Annotated in this window: 12 protein-coding genes and 3 pseudogenes; 4 read left to right on the forward strand and 11 right to left on the reverse strand. The window is 43.4% G+C overall.

Annotated features, from left to right (window positions below):
* Positions 1–121: 121 nt before the first annotated feature.
* From H5300_RS20380 to H5300_RS28040, 3 genes and pseudogenes are all read left to right on the forward strand, one after another.
* Positions 122–415 (forward strand): annotated as a pseudogene (locus tag H5300_RS20380) (tyrosine-type recombinase/integrase); the annotation flags it as partial.
* Positions 416–949: 534 nt separating this feature from the next.
* Positions 950–1,147, forward strand: coding sequence for a hypothetical protein (locus tag H5300_RS20385; protein WP_182796719.1), 198 nt, complete (start codon positions 950–952; stop codon positions 1,145–1,147).
* Positions 1,148–1,163: 16 nt separating this feature from the next.
* Entirely contained in the window at positions 1,164–1,289 is a 126-nt protein-coding gene (locus H5300_RS28040) for a hypothetical protein (protein WP_259397835.1), read from the forward strand.
* A gap of 103 nt (positions 1,290–1,392) precedes the next feature.
* Here H5300_RS28040 and H5300_RS20390 read toward each other — a convergent pair whose 3' ends face one another.
* From H5300_RS20390 to H5300_RS20405, 4 genes are all read right to left on the reverse strand, one after another.
* Entirely contained in the window at positions 1,393–1,596 is a 204-nt protein-coding gene (locus tag H5300_RS20390; protein ID WP_182796720.1) for an AlpA family transcriptional regulator, read from the reverse strand.
* Between the two features lie 273 nt (positions 1,597–1,869).
* Positions 1,870–2,868 (reverse strand): SEC-C domain-containing protein, encoded by a 999-nt coding sequence (locus tag H5300_RS20395; protein WP_182796721.1) that lies wholly within the window; start codon positions 2,866–2,868, stop codon positions 1,870–1,872.
* Positions 2,869–2,940: 72 nt separating this feature from the next.
* Complete coding sequence (locus tag H5300_RS20400; RefSeq protein WP_182796722.1) at positions 2,941–4,251, reverse strand: type II toxin-antitoxin system HipA family toxin; 1,311 nt, start codon at positions 4,249–4,251, stop codon at positions 2,941–2,943.
* On the reverse strand, positions 4,241–4,531 hold the full coding sequence (locus H5300_RS20405) for a helix-turn-helix transcriptional regulator (RefSeq protein WP_182796723.1): 291 nt from the start codon (positions 4,529–4,531) through the stop codon (positions 4,241–4,243). Before H5300_RS20405 ends, H5300_RS20400 begins: the two co-directional genes overlap by 11 nt.
* A 510-nt stretch (positions 4,532–5,041) precedes the next feature.
* On the opposite strand from H5300_RS20405, the pseudogene H5300_RS20410 reads away from it, so the two are divergent.
* Positions 5,042–6,280, forward strand: a pseudogene (locus tag H5300_RS20410) (tyrosine-type recombinase/integrase).
* Positions 6,281–6,451: 171 nt separating this feature from the next.
* Here the strand turns inward: H5300_RS20410 and H5300_RS28045 are convergent.
* From H5300_RS28045 to H5300_RS20440, 7 genes and pseudogenes are all read right to left on the reverse strand, one after another.
* A pseudogene (locus H5300_RS28045) lies at positions 6,452–6,633 on the reverse strand (IS3 family transposase); the annotation flags it as partial.
* A 286-nt stretch (positions 6,634–6,919) separates the two neighbouring features.
* Positions 6,920–9,037, reverse strand: coding sequence for an alpha-galactosidase (locus H5300_RS20415; protein WP_405055144.1), 2,118 nt, complete (start codon positions 9,035–9,037; stop codon positions 6,920–6,922).
* A 101-nt stretch (positions 9,038–9,138) separates the two neighbouring features.
* A complete protein-coding gene (locus tag H5300_RS20420; protein ID WP_182796725.1) occupies positions 9,139–10,224 on the reverse strand; it encodes an ABC transporter ATP-binding protein in 1,086 nt (361 codons plus the stop codon).
* A gap of 141 nt (positions 10,225–10,365) precedes the next feature.
* Positions 10,366–13,455: a beta-galactosidase gene (locus H5300_RS20425; protein ID WP_182796726.1), complete on the reverse strand. Its 3,090-nt coding sequence runs from the start codon at positions 13,453–13,455 to the stop codon at positions 10,366–10,368.
* Positions 13,456–13,468: 13 nt separating this feature from the next.
* Positions 13,469–14,284, reverse strand: coding sequence for a carbohydrate ABC transporter permease (locus H5300_RS20430; RefSeq protein WP_182796727.1), 816 nt, complete (start codon positions 14,282–14,284; stop codon positions 13,469–13,471).
* A complete protein-coding gene (locus H5300_RS20435; protein WP_182796728.1) occupies positions 14,284–15,198 on the reverse strand; it encodes a carbohydrate ABC transporter permease in 915 nt (304 codons plus the stop codon). Before H5300_RS20435 ends, H5300_RS20430 begins: the two co-directional genes overlap by 1 nt.
* 66 nt (positions 15,199–15,264) lie before the next feature.
* Positions 15,265–16,524: an ABC transporter substrate-binding protein gene (locus H5300_RS20440; RefSeq protein WP_182796729.1), complete on the reverse strand. Its 1,260-nt coding sequence runs from the start codon at positions 16,522–16,524 to the stop codon at positions 15,265–15,267.
* Between the last annotated feature and the right edge of the window lie 415 nt (positions 16,525–16,939).

Genomic DNA, 16,939 nt, shown 5'->3' on the forward strand with positions numbered 1-16,939 from the left:
TATTTAGAAAATCAGAGGGTAACTTGTCTGTACCAAGAAAGATGAACCAAGCCGCATGGAATAAAGATTACAGGGAAAAAGTTCTTTTTACATCAGATTAACAAAGTATATTCGCGCCCTTAGTATCAAGCGCACTACTCGCTGTTTATTAGAATGGCAACTGCACACTATGACTCGCCCTTCCGAGGCTTCAGGTTCTAAATGGGACGAAATTGATATCAACGGAAAAGTTTGGACCATTCCAGCCGAACGTATGAAAAAGCGCAGAGAGCACCGCATTCCACTTACTGAGCAAGCTCTTGAGCTACTCGAAGTAATGAAGCCGATTAGCGGACATAGAGAGTTTGTTTTTCCTTCAAATAGAGATCCTAAGAAACCATGTAATAGCCAAACAGCAAATATTCAGGTGGATAAAGGATGACCCCAGAACCTGCGCTTTTTGCTATTACTTTCTAAAAAGAAGCTCTCTACACGCTCCCCGAGAAGAGGATAGTGAGCGCTTTAAATGGGAACGTGATGCATTCAAAACCAATGCAGAAAGAGGGGACCTACGTAGTATTTTAGACCGCGATAATTCCCTGAAGCTCTTCGAAATACATACGAGGACAATGATGCCTCACAGCCATAAGGATAGATTTAAAATCATTGAGTCCGCTTTTCTTTATGGTGAAATTGGGCTTAAAGGACAGCAATACATCATGAATATTCTTAAAGAAGCTTGGTCAACGAGCCTACAAGAAGAAACCAACAAAAAGTTCTCCAAGTGGCTCAATGGTAAAGACCGAAGATTCCCCCGGGCATGCCCGGGGTACTTACCGTGACAACGCTAAAGCGTTGACCAAAATTACAAACAGCTTACGCTGTAATTTTGGAATTGGCATTCATCCACGGGTAAACCCGTGGTTTTCTGTATCCACAAAATAAAAAAGTGGAATGGTTATGTGACTATGTGGAAAAACAAGATAAGTACTTTCGCTTACCTTGGGACCCGGCCACTAACGAAGAGCATTACTTAGCTTTAAAAGCAGAATTTGATTACGCATTTTTGCAAGATCCAAAAGAGAATAAATACTTATTCACGCAAGCTCGCTTGGCCTGGCCTGGCCTGGAATCAAATGACAGCCAGAAGCAAGAAAAACGACCCTAAGTCCCGTGGGATATCAATGATTGAGCGGACTAGCAAACGTTTAGATTGGCTCGCCGAGCATAAAGGTGAAAAAATTAATGCGGTAATAAAAGAGCTTATCGATAAAGAGTTTGAACAGCTTAATGGGCCTGAAAAACTCTAATCAAGCTCCATTAGTGATTGTTCTTACATAACGTACTGATACAGATAAGAGGCCATAGCTAACCCGCTATAGATTAGCGATGGTCTCTAGTCTGATACTTACACTAATAAGAAGCACTGACTCTTGCTAGCAACCAAGCTTGCACCTCGCTTTCAAGCCAGGCTTTGCGTTTGCCCATCACAGCGTAGTTGCAAGGAAAGTCACCTGCTTTAATCAAGAGGTAGATACTGCTGCGGCACAGCGTTGTAACTTCCATCACATCGCGTAGTCGAAGAAAGCGGTCACTGCGGTTTGGAATAATTTCCATCATATTCTCCTGGTTATCGGTTTATCCAGGAAGATGAAATATATCTGTATTGGTTTTACTTATAGGTTGACGAAAGTTATCAAGCAACGATCAAGCAAATTTAAATTTATACTTATCATAAACTTGAAAGCTAAAACTAGACTAAAACAACATGCTTCGTTGATGTTATGAAGCAGTCATCAAACAAATAAGCCTATGTACGATTACTCTCGCTCTCGAACAACGTGAAAAACTCTTAAGCTAAAAGACCTTACCTTGCTCTTCTAATTCACGCTAAACATCGAATTGGAAAACTTGCTTCATCAATGGTTGCACTTCTACTTTATTTGGCATCCGAAAATCATCAACATGCCTCATTGGTGCAACCGTCACAAAGCCCCAAAACTCCAAGAAACGTTTAATAAAGCGCGATTCAATCATTGTGCCTAGTAACTGACTCGAAGACCTGTACTCATCCTCAGGGCACCCCAACAGTAAATCAGGGAATGCGGTAATCAGTTCTTCAATCAACTGTTCCGTATTACCATGACGATGCAAGCGCCACAACATGAATACCCAGAAGGTTCTTAAATCAACATCGTGCTCCCACCCATCTAGGTAGCCCCAGTTATACTGAGAGGTTGCCGCTTCGAGCATCGGGATAAAGAACGCTTGAATACCGTGTGCTAGGTACTGCTTTTGAGCTGCTTTTTTAACATGATAACAGCCACTGCGACGATAAATAATACCCGCAATCTCTGCCAGTACTCGGCAGTAATGCAAGGCATTAAACTTATCCTCGTTACTGCCTGCATATTCACTGATACTGATGTGTCGTTCAAATTCAGAGACTGCAAATTCTGGTAATAGATCACTAGCCTGCTTAACAATTTTTGTCGGCAAGTTACCTTTGCTGGTGGCTTTAAACGAGCCGTCGCCTTGCATGGCTTCATCTAATATCAATGCTAAGTAACGCATCACAGGGCTGGTTTTTAGGTTATCTGGCGTGTGTATTGTTACCCCTTCCAAGTCACTGAAAGGCGCATATAACCAATTGCTCATTTGTGTTGGCGAAAGGCCACCGAAATCAGGATGAGGCCGATCATTAGCTGCCTTCATTTTTTGCTCTGCAACGATATTGAGTTCTTCTAAAGATAAGTTAGGGTTCATTGCAGAAACTTGCTCTATATCATCCAGAATTGATGCGTGTTGCTTAGAGATACTGTTCATGCAGCAACGTTTGTACTTTTTACCGCTGCCACAAGGGCAAGGTTCATTTCGACCTGGTTTCATGTTTTATCTACTCGTCTTATTTATCTTAATGCTACGTCACCTTAAAAAACATCACCTCAAACGAACATCATCTCAAGCTAAAAGTGTCGCATTTTCTTGCTTGCGCTCTGCGAGTGTTTTTTCTATCGCAGACACGGTGGTCTTACTCACCCCGTGTTGCTCAGCAAGCGGCCTAAACTGACTAATGGCATCCACTACCTCTTGAATGCATTGCTGCGCTTCCTTCCAATTAGCAAAGCCTGCACTAGCCGCGAGCTTTTGCATCACTTTGAGTGGTGGCGCTTTTCCGTACCCTGCAAAGGCGGTGGCATGTTCATTAAATGGGTGAGGGCTAAACGTTACATCGTAAAATGGTGCGAGTTGCCAGCTTCCATCATCGGCTTGTAAAAAGCCCCAGTTTTTACTGTGATCGTCTTGGTTAGCTGAAAACAAGTTAAACATTGCGCGACGAAATTGAAGTTGCCCAGCAGCGGGAGATTTACAGAGTTGACGGCTGGCCTTAATCAGATCGCTGTAATCTAAGCTCGGGCTTCGAAAATCAGCATCCAACAAGCCACAAGCACTGTGCATATGTAAACGCCCAACATTATCTTGCGCAGGTAAGTAATCGAATCGCTTCAACGCAAGCCATGCTTTAGCACCGCTACTCGCAGGTGCTTCAATTAGCTGCCACATTGGTGGCTGACATTTTGCCTGCTCAGCCATTTCTAAATAGACCGCTTCACACAAACCTTCTTCGTGGCCCAATGCTAAGTTCTTCGAAGTAAACTTAACTAGCCATGCTTCATCGCCAGGTTGCGCATAAGTACGGCATTGCGTCGCGTCGCCAGCAGGCATATAAATTTGCGCTTTAGGGCGAGCACCGCCGGAACTGCCGACGGCTACCAATGTTGCTAACACTTGCGCAGTGCTACCGTCTAACTCATCAGAGAGGGACTGGTCAAACAAGGTTTGTGCTTCCAGACCAAGTGTTTCCAAATCAATATCTGAAGGCAGATCTAATGAGAGCTCAGATACAGGGGTAAAAGACAATGCCCCCATTCCTTGCTGGCCAACAAAAGCCAGCCTGTCCATTGCTGTTACTTGTGCTGACAAAATACCCTGTTGGCGGAATACACGATCTTGCAATAACAAACCCCAACCGTCGGGAAGACTATCACCAAAAACACCGTGAATGCCTTGGTGTGGCCCTTTCGGTGCTTGCTGTAATCGCACATCTCCTTGAAGAGTAAAGGGGGATAAATTGCCAAACGTGCTTAGATAACTTTCATCGTACTGAAAGAAAACACCTTGGCGGTTTTGCGCTAATATACCCACCGATACCGTTTCGCCCGTTGTGAGAGTGCGCTCCACATTCAGCTTTTGAATGGATTTAAAGCTCATCTTTAAGCACCTCTTCTATACTGGTCGGTAAAACACTGCGGTCAGCCGTGGTTTGTGTCAGTTGATAAAGCCTATCTAGTGAGTCCAACGACTGCCACAAAAGCAGCATCTGACGAAATGAAATTTGCCCGGTGAGTTCAAACTTTTTTATGGTTGAAGCAGGTACACAACTACGCTGGGCTAGCGCCTCTCGCGATAGCTTCGCTTGTTTGCGCAAGCCTCGAAGATGAGTAGCAAAAGCCTGGCTTACATCGGTATCATCTAAAAGTGAAAAGTTCATACGCAGCCATAATGGACACAATAACACCTATTATAGCGTCATTTTGTGACTTATGGATACTATAGCACCCATAAAAATATGGGTGACTATCACGTAACTGTAGAAGGGATACTCAAAGCTGATATTTTGCGTCAGGCAAGGGGTTGAGGTAAGGTAATTCATAGCCTAATAGGCTCGTATCTAGGAAGTGAACCACTGGTGGTTAAATTGGTGGTCAATAATTAACAATGAAGACAAAGCTAACCTCATCCATCTGACTTTTAATAAGTTTACAATTTAAATCCACATTCAAATTCAGAACATTGAATAATAGTTACACTTGTATTTAACTGTATTTACATCATTAAAATACAACAACTTAGATAAAAACACTTTCCACCACTGTATTCTTTAACACACCCTTAACCACCACCAACTGGTGGTTAACGTGGTGGGTATGATGACTTACCATCAAGATAGGTGGTGGGTAAAAAAGTATTCACCAAGATCAGTTACGATTAGAGGTGAGTTATTGCTAAGTTGTCCGTAAAGAAAGTAGAAGCGCTCATTAAGGCTGGTGGCGAGAGAACACAACGCCATGCTGATGGTGAAGGCTTATACCTAGAGGTTCCAGCGTCAGGTACTGCAAGCTGGATGCTACGCTTTACCTCTAATAAAAAGCGCCGTGAAATGACGCTTGGTAAGGTCAATGACCTTTCCTTATCTAACGCTCGCCTCGAAGCCGCCACTAAAATGAAACAAGTGAAAGAAGGCTTTGATCCCCTCATACAACACAGACGTGCCGAACAGGAAAGCATTAAAACCGTTAATGACTTATTCGAAGATTGGTACCCCACCTTAGTTAAGCGCCTTAAACACCCTAATATCCCCAAACGTGTTTACACTAAAGATATAGCACCACACATAGGTGACATCCCTCTCGATAAGATTACCGCACGTGATATTCGCACAACAATCACTGCGATTAATGACTCTGGTCGCCCGACTATAGCCAATGATGCTCTAGGTCACTGTAAACAGTTATTTAATCACGGGATGAAGCTAGACCTTCTTCAAGGTAATCCGGCCTCTGCATTTACTGTGAAGGATGCAGGCGGCATAGAACAAAGTAAAGATCGTTTCTTGACTGAAGATGAATTGAAACAGTTCTTTAGTATCGCTAGAGAGAACAGCACTAACTTTAGCCGCGATAACTACCTAGCTTGTGCATTATTGGTTTGTTTAGGTGTGCGTAAATCTGAATTGTGTGAAGCTAAATGGGAAGAGTTTGAGCTATAGAATGGCTTATGGCACTTACCAAAGGAGCGTAGTAAAACCAATGTGGGTTTTACCATTCCATTAGCACCAGAAGTGTTGGGGTGGCTTGAGGAGTTAAAGGTAAGAGGTTTTGGCGCTGATTACGTGTTTCCGAGTAGAAGAGCTAGCAAGAGCCCTCACATGGGCCCGGACACGCTCAATAGAGCGATTACTAAGCTATTTGGACATGAAGCTGGTAAGAAGAAGCAACCGCCTAACTTGATGGGCGACATGCTGCACTTTACTGTACATGACCTACGCCGCACTTGCCGCACGCTACTGGCAAAACAGGGTACTCCCGGCGAAGTCGCCGAGAGATGCTTGAATCACAAGTTAAAAGGTGTTGAAGGTATCTATAATCAAAATGATTACTTGGAAGATCGGAGAGAGGCTTTAAGTATGTTGGCTAAGACAGTCATACAAATTGTGAATAAAAAACAAGAGGACGATTAAACCCTCTTAAGTTGAGCTTTTTCATTAGTATTAATAAGAAAAGCGAGAGTAGCGCATCGTGGTCCTTCACTTCATCATGCGGTGTCTCGTCAGACTGGACACCTCATTAAGCGACATATTTATTGCCTTTCAAAGTTAACTCAGCTTAGATACCCAAGAGCACTGTGCTCGCTCGTATTGAATTACTCCAACTTTCATTGAATGGAAGAAGCTCTCGACACATTCACCTCCCAAAAGCTTCCTTTCCTACTCATGCTTTGTTTTACATTACAAGTACTTATGAGATATCAACACTCTTTCGAACAGTACTAATTACCTCGAGCGCTATGAGTAATAGCCTGTTTAGGGAACCCTCAACAGAATAAAGCCATCGATTGATAAAGCATTGCCATCCGTACAATCTTTTGACTTTCGACTCACTATCACCAATAAGTGACCTCATATTTGGTCATCAACGTAGATACTCCCGGGTATGCCCGGGGTACTTACTGGTTACAACGCTAAAGCGTTGAGAAAAATTACAAACAGCTAACGCTGTAATTTTGGAATTGGCATTCATCCACGAGTAAATCCGTTGTTTTCTGGATCCACAGAATAAATAGGTACTATCTTTACTTTTGGCCTTAAGTTTACCAGAAATTAAATCTTCTCCATATGAATAAGAAGGCACGCCTCAGGGTCTAACACTGGCAGAGTAATACCCACTTGTTTCAGTATTGCGCCACTTATAACGACTTCGCCCTGCTCAACCCAATCAGGCATCACTTTCATCAATCCGGCACTGGTTTTCGGGTATTCCACCAGCTTAATCTTATACTCGGAATCAGGGTCGAAGATCGATAAGCGAACTGGCTCAGGAAGCATGTAATCGGGCATGGCTAGCTGGCTAACCGTCAACAGCGCTTCACGAGCGTTATACACACCGTAAGCATGACGTGTCTTATCATTATTATCTAGATAGAAGCTATCACCCGAATGAAGCAGATGGCGATATTGCTTGTGCAATGCAATGTATTTAGCAAATGCTTGCTTCTCTTCTTCGTTTTCTTTTACTGGATCAAGCTCTACACCCATATGTCCAGCAAGCGCCGTAATTCCACGCAAATTGATATCATGTTGACGACGAGTAGTATGGCTATGTTGTGGACCAATATGTGCGCCCATCACCTCTGGCGGGAAGAAGATACCCATGTTCTTCTGAATGGTTTGACGCTCAAGGGCATCATTGCAATCAGACGTCCAGAAACGGTAAGTTCGTTTCAAGATCTCATAGTCAATGCGGCCACCACCTGAGGAACAAGATTCAATCTCAACTTCTGGGTGTGCTGCGACCAACTTGTCCAATAAGCGATATACAGCTTTGGTTTGGCCATGCACAGCAGCACGATCGTTATGTGTTGCCTGAACCAACTCACGGTTCATGTCCCACTTAACGTAGCCGATGTTATTCTCACTTAGCAGTTCATCCAAGCACTTGTACAGATAACCAAAGCAATCTTGGTTTTGCAAGTTCAAAACGTATTGGTAGCGTCCCATCGGTGTAGGGTATCCCCCAGCGGCCAACAACCAATCTGGGTGTGTTCGGAATAGATCTGAGTCTGGGTTGAACATCTCAGGCTCAACCCAAATACCAAACTCCATGCCTAACTTGTTCACGTGTTCAATGACTGGCGTTAAGCCATTTGGATACTTGTTACGGTCAAAAACCCAATCACCAAGCGCCGCTTTATCGTGGTCGCGACCTTTAAACCAACCATCATCAATAATGAAACGTTCGACACCAATCTGTGCAGCTTGGGTTGCCATTTCGCAAATGTATTCTGGATCGTGCTCAAAATAGATTCCCTCCCAAGAATTAAGATGAACGGGTCTTGGTTTGCTTACATCAAACTTAAGTAAGTGCTCCCTTACATAACTGTGGTTGGCTTTACGTAAACCGTTAATACCTTTTTGACTATAGGAAGCGTAGAGCTCTGGTGTAGTGTAAGACTCCCCTTGTGCCAACTCAATTTCCCCCGCAAACAGCAGTTCGCCAGCCTGAACAAAACGACGACCATCACTTTTCGCTTCTGCTCGCCAGCTATGGTTACCACTCCAAGCCAGATGAAAACCCCACACTTCGCCTTTCTCCTCGCTAAAGGCGTGAGAGCCAATTAAGCAGCCTGGGAAATACTCATGAGACGTTCGACCACGGCGGTTCTCTTGTGTGAAAACACCGTGCTCAAGTTGAGCTCTTTGTGGCTGAAATTCACGGCTCCAACGACCTGTGTAAGATTCCAGCTCTTTCGCATGATATGGCAAGGGCAAAGTAAGCACTAACTTATTCAGTTGATACGCACTTTCATTATTGTTGGTTAACTGAATCGACTTTCTCACCACGCCTGTTTTACTATCCATCGAAAGTGAAATCAATAACTCTAGCTTAGCGATATCATCAATGCAGCGAATCGCAACCTGATTATCGGTTTGCGTGTGCGAATGATACTCAAAAATTGGCGTCGAGTGCCGACCAAAGTGGTGCCCTTCTAAACCAGGAGAACCATAGGTACCTCGCCCTATTTCAGGACAAAGTGAAACGGGTACGTCGTGATCGAGACGTGCTTGCGGAACCGCTCTAGAAGTCACAGATGCTATGTGCTCAAGCTGAGTATCAGACAGGCAACCCAATTGCGCCCCCCAATAAACGATTTCTGGTGCCGATGATAACTTGATAACAATACTCACTACATCACTATGTAGCTGGATAAATGAAGAAATCATGATGCTCTCTTACCAAACAAAAAAACCACCTTAATCCGCTTAAGACTCAAGGTGGCTTTGAACTTAGTCCAATGTCATTTTTTCATAACATTAACGAGTTATAAATTCGATATACATACACCATCTTTGAAGATATGGCAATCTTCTAGGTTGAAGCTCAATTCAATGTCTTCACCACGCTCTACAGCTTTATCGCCAGAAACATGTACTTTAAAATCGTTGAAGCCGCCGACTTCACCAAACAAATAAGTGCTATTACCTAAGCGTTCCACTGCATTAGTCTTAAAGTGTAGAGGCTCAGCCTCCTCACGACCGACCGCTATATGTTCTGGGCGCAGACCAAAGGTTACTTTATCATTTTCTCTAATAGCCCCTTGCTCTACCGGAACCGTGATGACTAAACCATCTACCAAGCGAATCGTTGCGCTGCTATCTCCAGCATTAATCACCGTTGCAGGCAACATATTCATCTTCGGAGAACCAATAAAGCCAGCAACGAATTCATTCGCCGGGCGATTGTAAAGTTCTAAAGGAGAGCCCACTTGTTCAATACGACCATCACGCAGAACAACAATCTTGTCTGCTAACGTCATCGCTTCAACCTGATCATGCGTTACGTATACCATGGTCGTCGCCAACTCTCGGTGCAGACTAGAAATTTGCAAACGCATATCAACACGCAGCTCTGCATCTAAGTTTGATAGAGGCTCATCAAATAGAAATACTTTGGGATCACGAACAATAGCACGCCCGATTGCGACACGCTGACGCTGACCACCCGACATGTCTTTTGGCTTGCGATCCATTAAGTGGTCGAGTTGTAGTGCTTTCGCTGCACGGTCAACACGTTTCTTAATTTCATCTTTTGGAAAGCCATTCATCTTCATACCAAAGCCCATATTTTCTTTCACCGTTAGGTGTGGGTATAGAGCATAAGATTGGAACACCATGGCAATGCCACGCTCAGCAGGATCAACATGGTTGACCACTTTATTGTCAATACTCAGCTCACCATCGGTGATCTCTTCTAGACCAGCAATAAGGCGAAGTAACGTCGACTTACCACAGCCAGATGGGCCAACAAACACGACGAATTCACCATGTTTTATATCCAGATCTACACCGTGAATTACTGTACTATCACCATAACGCTTAACAACATTGGATAAGTTGATATCAGCCATCTTCTATTTCCTTAATTTGTTTCACTTGAGCCTAAACAAGGCTCTAATACCGTCTCGTCAATACATCAGATTAACAATACGGCTTATTAACTTTTTGTATGGGAGTCCAGTGTAGACCAGCCCCCTAGTATAGTTATTTGATTAGAATGCAAGGGTTACTTGATAACGATAACGCTCTGCGACTAATTTAAATTCTTCATGTACGCTCGGAGTCCACGAGTCATCACCGCCAACTCCCATATGAAAGCCATCCAGATTAACAAAGAGTTTTCCGCTATCTTCGAGTTCATTAGTGTGTTTAGCTTGAGCGATATTTGATTGCTCATAACGGTTAACACCAAAGTGGAACTGACCTTGTACCGAAAGGTTGCCTACCTTTAACTGAGTTACATCACAACGCAGTCCACTCTCTGACGGAAAAATATAAGGGGTGTGAAGCTGAGCTTGTTCCGCGGTATAATAACCAAAGTGTGCAGCTTGAAGACGATCTGGGTAGTTTTCATGCGGACCTCGACCAAACCATTCGACGTGTTGCTCCTTTTGAGGAAGTGCAAGCGTCATTCCTACTCGTGGCAATGGAGATAATCCTTTAGCCGCTTTGACATCAACATCAATTGAAACCTGACCGTTAGCTAGAATCTCGTAACCCCAAGTTGTAGCAAGCACCGTTCGACCCTGATGTTGATGAACAAATCGAGCCTTTACTTCAACAAAATCATGATGCTCAACAACTTTAACATCAATACATGCAGATTCTAATTTAGGTAGACCCGCTACATCCCAACGAGTCGCCCATGCGTTAGGGTCAACCCGGTCAGCTTCACTGACACCGATGTCATTGTCTAATGGAGCGCGATAGAAGTTATCAACTGGACCGGACTCTAGTTGCTCATTGCCTTGTTTTTTCCAGCTATCAAGCACACCAGTTCGCTTGTTGAAAATCAATTCAAACTCAGAGCCTGATACAACGAAGCCCTCATCCATAGCCTTCACCGTGAGTTGGCCATCTGGTTTTTCTGCTTCAAATTCCAGTTCAGAAGAAACGGGTAATTCAAACTGTTCAGTTGCAGTAACATGCCCAGCTTCAGCCCAGGGCGTTGCACTTCTCAATGTTACTTGTAAGGTTAAATGGTAGACCTTACCAACTTTAGGTGTAGGTAGGCGCTGTTCAAGCTGAATATCAACAGATTCTTCTGCTCCGACTAGCAACTCAATCTCACCCGATTTGATCACTTTGCCGTTTTCAGTGATTGTCCAATAAAGTTGTTCATTATCGGAAGAGGTAAACAGGTTTTCACTTGTTACTCGTAGTGTAAGTGGCGACGTATCTCTTAGCTCAAATTGATAGAACTTTTGTGCTTGTTTTACTTCTAGCACTGTTGGGTGCACTGTTCGGTCAGGGAATATTAATCCATTGATACAGAATTGACGGTCATTGATTGTGTCACCAAAGTCTCCACCATAAGCCCAATACTTTTCACCCGTTTCATCTGTTTTAGTAATCCCTTGGTCGACCCAGTCCCAAATGAATCCGCCTTGTAGTCGTGGGTAATCGCGGAAGGCTTTCCAGTACTTATCAAAGCTTCCAAGACTATTGCCCATTGCATGCGCATATTCACATAAAATGAGTGGGCGATCCTCTCCAGGCATACCTAGCCACTTTTTCAGTGCTAATTTAGGGGTAACGGTAGGGTCAACATGATGAACTTGATCGCTATCAACACGTGCATACATTGGTACGATGATGTCCGTTGCTGCCGTATCAGAGCCTCCACCTTCATACTGAATTGGACGAGATGAGTCACGAAGCTTAGTCCATTGGTACATTGCATGGTGGTTGCCACCAATACCCGACTCGTTACCAAGCGACCAAATGATGATAGACGGATGGTTTTTATCACGCTCAACTAAACGCGTCATTCGACGCATATAAGCATTCAACCAAGTTGAATCATCAGACAAGCGACACATAGGGAACTGGCCATGCGTTTCAATGTTTGCTTCATCTACAAGGTATAAACCATACTCATCGCACAGCTCATACCACATAGGGTCGTTCGGGTAATGAGCGGTTCGAACCGCGTTAAAATTGTGTTGCTTAAGAAGTTTAATATCCTCAAGCATGCTTTCACGAGTCATTGTATGACCCAATTCTGGATGGTGTTCATGACGGTTCACACCACGAATTAAAATGGCCTTACCGTTAACTTTAAGCTGACCTCCCGTAATTTCGACACTACGGAAGCCGACATTGTATGCCTCACAATCTAACAGTTCGTCACCTTTAAACAGTGAAACCACCACTCGGTAAAGGTATGGGAACTCAGCACTCCATTTGTGCGGGTTTTCTACATAAACCTTATGCTCAGCGCGTTCCATCCATGGGCCTTTTTCATCGATGATACGCTGCCCACAATGAGCCGATTTAACACCAAATACAGATTGGCCCTGTGCGTCAAAAAGCTCAATGTCTACACGGTTAGCCTCGCTTTTTTCAGATACGTTAGTGACAACTCCTAACCAGCCATCTCGATAGCAAGCATCTAGAGGCGTTTTAACTTCAACATCTTGAATCGCGACTTGGGGCTTTGCCGTCAGCGTTACATCACGAAAAATACCGCTCAGCCACCACATATCTTGGTCTTCTAAGTATGAACCGTCAGACCAACGAATCACCATCACAGAAATTTGGTTCTCACCTTCTTTTAGAAGGTCAGTGAGATCGAATTCAGCGGCTAATCGGCTATCTTGAGAGTACCCGACCCAAGTGCCATTACACCAAAGGTGGAATGCAGAGTTGACGCCATCAAAGGTGATCGTTTGACGCTTACCCATAAATGAAACGGGGTGATTGAATGTAAGGCGATACAAACCTGTTGGGTTGTCACTTGGCACTGTCGGTGGAGTATCGGCAAAAGGGTATTTAACATTGGTATAGATTGCCTTATCGTACCCTTGTAACTGCCAGTTACTTGGCACGACGATATTATCCCATTGGCTGTCGTCAAAGTTCGGGGTTACCGACTCACTATTGACCGCTTCAGGCTGCTCAAACAACTTAAACTTCCAGTCACCATTGAGTGATACTTGGTTACCTGAGCCTTGATTTTCCAACGCTTCTTGTTGAGAAGCGTACGCGCGAAGCGGTACATGCGCTTCCAATACATTGTGGTGAGTGATGTGTTGGTTTTCCCACTCACGTGCTGCAATAATTTGTTCAAATGTTCTCATGATAAATACCTTATTACTTCACCGAGCCAGTCATACCAGCCACAAATTGTTTCTGCATTGCAAAGAAGACTGCAAGCGTTGGAATGGTTGCAACGACAGTTCCGACCATAATGATGCCAAAGTCTGGGAAGTAAGCCGATGATAGTGACGAAAGCACCAAGTTAATCGTTTTAAGTTCAGCAGACTGAAGTACAATTAGTGGCCACAAGAATGCATTCCAAGAAGCCATGAAGACAATAATAAAGGCTGCTGCATAAGTTGTTTTCATCACCGGCATATAGACAAACAGGTAAATTTTCCAATCTTTAACCCCGTCCACACGAGCTGCATCTATCAATTCCTGAGGAAACGCTTTCGTACACTGACGGAAGTAGAAAACGATGAATACTGAAGCAATCGTTGGCAGCATAACCGCTAAGTGTGTATCCAAAAGTTGCATCTTCGCCATTAGTGTAAATAGCGGAATCATCAATGCAGCAAACGGAATCATCATTGTAAGGAGCAACGCACCATAAACACGGTCACGAACCTTACTCTTATAAACCTCAAAGCCATAACCAGCCATTGAAGAGATTAGTAGAGTAAACAGAGTGCTGATGATGGCGATCTTCGAGGTATTCCAGAAAATCAGCCCAAGATCAATTTGCTCACTTAACTTGGAAATATTGGCAAACAACTGATCACCAAAAGTAAATTTACCCTTGTTAATTTCTGTTGTTGTATTGGTGCTTGATACCACCATCCAGTAGAACGGAAACAATGAGACAAATGACATGAAAGTCAGGAACGCATACATAGCCATGCGTAAAAGTTTATTTTGTTTATTCATTACTTATCCTTAGCGATCTTAAATTGCATGATGGCAAGGATTGCCGCAAAGAATACGATTGCATAAGACACTGTTGCTGCGTAACCAAAGTTTGGTACAAACTTGAATGACAAGTTGTAGATGTACATCGAGAGAGTCATGGTCTCATTTGCCGGACCACCAGCAGTGATGTTCACCACTTCATCAAACAGTTGAAGGGTGCCAATTGTAGACATCACAGTCGTAAACAAGATAACTGGCTTTAACAAAGGCACTGTAATAAAGAAGAATTGTTTAACCGGGCTAACGCCTTCAAGGCGAGCTGCTTCATAAATCGATTTATCAATATTCTGCATTGCAGATAGGAAGAAGATCATGTTGTAGCCAGTCCAGCGCCATGTAATTGCGATTATAATGGTTACTTTTGCCCAGAAAGGATCCGACAACCAAGGAATGGGATCGCTAACGATGTTTGCCCACAGCAGAAATGAGTTAATAATGCCTTCATAAGAGAACATACTCTTAAACAGGATTGAGTATGCAACCAGCGACGTTACACAAGGAAGGAAAATAGCTAGACGGAAAAGGCTACGGAACTTTAAGTTTGGAGCGTTTAAACAAGACGACAAGATCAATGATAGTAAGATCATGATCGGTACTTGTATTAACAGAAAGACAAATGTATTTGTCAGTGATTTGATAAAGAACGGGTCGTTAAACAAACGTACTACATTATCAAAGCCAACAAATTCCATCATGACACCACGCCCTGAATGCATCGACATCCATAGCGAGTTCAAAATCGGGTAAATCATAAATAGAGCAACAAGCGTTACCGCTGGAAGAACAAATGTCCAACCATTGATATCATAAAAGCGGTGAAAGCTTTTTGTTTTAGTTTGCTCTTTATTTTCAAGAGTTCTAGTGGTGTGCATGAGAGTAACCGCAAGCAAAAAATTGAGACAATAAGGACGTCAAATCTGACGCCCAGAAAGAGAGTATTAGCGTAATTGAAATTCTAGTTGCAGCTGAACGTCAGACAGTACTTTCTCGATTGGAGCACCTTGAGCAATAGCCGGTAACATTGAACCTAACGCAGCATCGACTTCGTACGTGTACATACCGTAATTCACTTGTGGAATCTCTGTTAACCAACCAGAAAAATCAGAGTAAATTTTCTGACCCGAAAAGAATTCACTCTCATGCTGGTAAGCATCTGACTTCGCAGCTGGGACGTACGAACCAACGGCACCACGGTTCTTCAGGATCGTCGCGTAGAAATCCGCGTCTGAGCCAAAGGTCTCGTTGAGGAACTCGATCGCCTCTTGCTTTTCTTCTGAGGCATTCAGAACATACCAGCTTGAGCCACCTAGGTTTGAGCTATTCACAGAACCTTCTTTACTTAGACGGGGGGTCGGAGCAATTGCCCAAGAACCCGACTGATCTTTACCTGCTTCTACTGATGCCGTAATCCAAACACCCGTTGTAATTGAAGCCACTTGACCACGGTTAACTGAACCTACCCACTCAGACCAACCGATTGTTGGGCGCGACACTTCAGGGCTTAGCAAATCTTTAAATACTTCTAGAGACTCTTTTAGTGACTCGTTATCTTTGATGTTTAAGGAGCCATCTTGATTAAAATACCACTCACCACCAGATTGCATCATTACACGAACCAGACCAAGATCATCTGGGTTTGTGCCAAGCATTGCGATTCCTGTTTTTTGCTTCACGTCTTTACCTATTTCGATAAAGCGTTGCCATGTGATGTTTTCTAAATCTTCCGCTTTATAACCTGCTTTCTCAAGAATATCTGTACGGTAATACATACCTGTTACACCCGTATCGAACGGAAGGCCATAAACATCATCATCCATGGTCATAAGACTTACTTTATAAGGCGCGAACTTGCTGTAATCGACAGCATCAGTCATAGGTGCAAATGAGCCTGGGTATGATTGTAGATATTTTTGAGCGTTGTAATCTTCGATAAGAACAATGTCAGGAAGTGCAGATGTCACACCAGAAGCCAGCATTGTATGTAATTTCTGCTCTACATCAGCTTTAGCAAAGTCGACAATTTTAAATGTTGTATCAGGGTTCGACTTTTTGTACTCAGCCGCAGCTTCTTTCATGATTGCGATATTAAAGTTAGGATCCCATGCCCAAACTGTAATTTCTTCAGCAAGAGCCGTGTTACCTAGACAAGCAAGACCAACAGCCGTCGTAACCATTCCTTTAAGCATTTGTTTCTTCATAATTACCATTCTCTTTTCTGACCTGTAGGGTACCGCCCAATTTCCATACTGCTTTCGGCTGTTCATCAGCTCTGATTATTAAGGCAAAATGTTCACTGAAATCAGAATGGAAACGTTTACATAAAATTTTAACATTAGCGGTGAGAATGAATGAGTAGTTTGCTGTGATTTCGTGATCTATTCACAATTTATTTGCAAAAATAAAACACAGGCCACCAAAGAAAGTACAAAACGAGTAACACCAAGTAAGATATTTGTACACGTTCACCGAGGTATCTTGACTTACCATGCCTGAAGAAGCATGTGCAGTTTATAGATCAAAAACGTTCGGGTACGGTTTCTTCTCAACGACTGACGTGATGATTTCACTCAGAACTGACATTGCTGATAGGCCGCGCTTTTTGCAAGTTTCGAT

Source organism: Vibrio sp. SG41-7 (assembly GCF_014164465.1).
In the GTDB taxonomy this organism is placed as follows: Bacteria; Pseudomonadota; Gammaproteobacteria; order Enterobacterales; family Vibrionaceae; genus Vibrio; species Vibrio splendidus.

What these genes read in the sequence shown, in the direction of transcription:
- H5300_RS28040 (WP_259397835.1), top strand. Translation starts at nt 1,164, where the DNA reads ATGATTGAGCGGACTAGCAAACGTTTAGATTGGCTCGCCGAGCATAAA.
- H5300_RS20390 (WP_182796720.1), bottom strand. Translation starts at nt 1,596, where the DNA reads ATGGAAATTATTCCAAACCGCAGTGACCGCTTTCTTCGACTACGCGAT.
- H5300_RS20395 (WP_182796721.1), bottom strand. Translation starts at nt 2,868, where the DNA reads ATGAAACCAGGTCGAAATGAACCTTGCCCTTGTGGCAGCGGTAAAAAG.
- H5300_RS20400 (WP_182796722.1), bottom strand. Translation starts at nt 4,251, where the DNA reads ATGAGCTTTAAATCCATTCAAAAGCTGAATGTGGAGCGCACTCTCACA.
- H5300_RS20405 (WP_182796723.1), bottom strand. Translation starts at nt 4,531, where the DNA reads ATGAACTTTTCACTTTTAGATGATACCGATGTAAGCCAGGCTTTTGCT.
- H5300_RS20420 (WP_182796725.1), bottom strand. Translation starts at nt 10,224, where the DNA reads ATGGCTGATATCAACTTATCCAATGTTGTTAAGCGTTATGGTGATAGT.
- H5300_RS20425 (WP_182796726.1), bottom strand. Translation starts at nt 13,455, where the DNA reads ATGAGAACATTTGAACAAATTATTGCAGCACGTGAGTGGGAAAACCAA.
- H5300_RS20430 (WP_182796727.1), bottom strand. Translation starts at nt 14,284, where the DNA reads ATGAATAAACAAAATAAACTTTTACGCATGGCTATGTATGCGTTCCTG.
- H5300_RS20435 (WP_182796728.1), bottom strand. Translation starts at nt 15,198, where the DNA reads ATGCACACCACTAGAACTCTTGAAAATAAAGAGCAAACTAAAACAAAA.
- H5300_RS20440 (WP_182796729.1), bottom strand. Translation starts at nt 16,524, where the DNA reads ATGAAGAAACAAATGCTTAAAGGAATGGTTACGACGGCTGTTGGTCTT.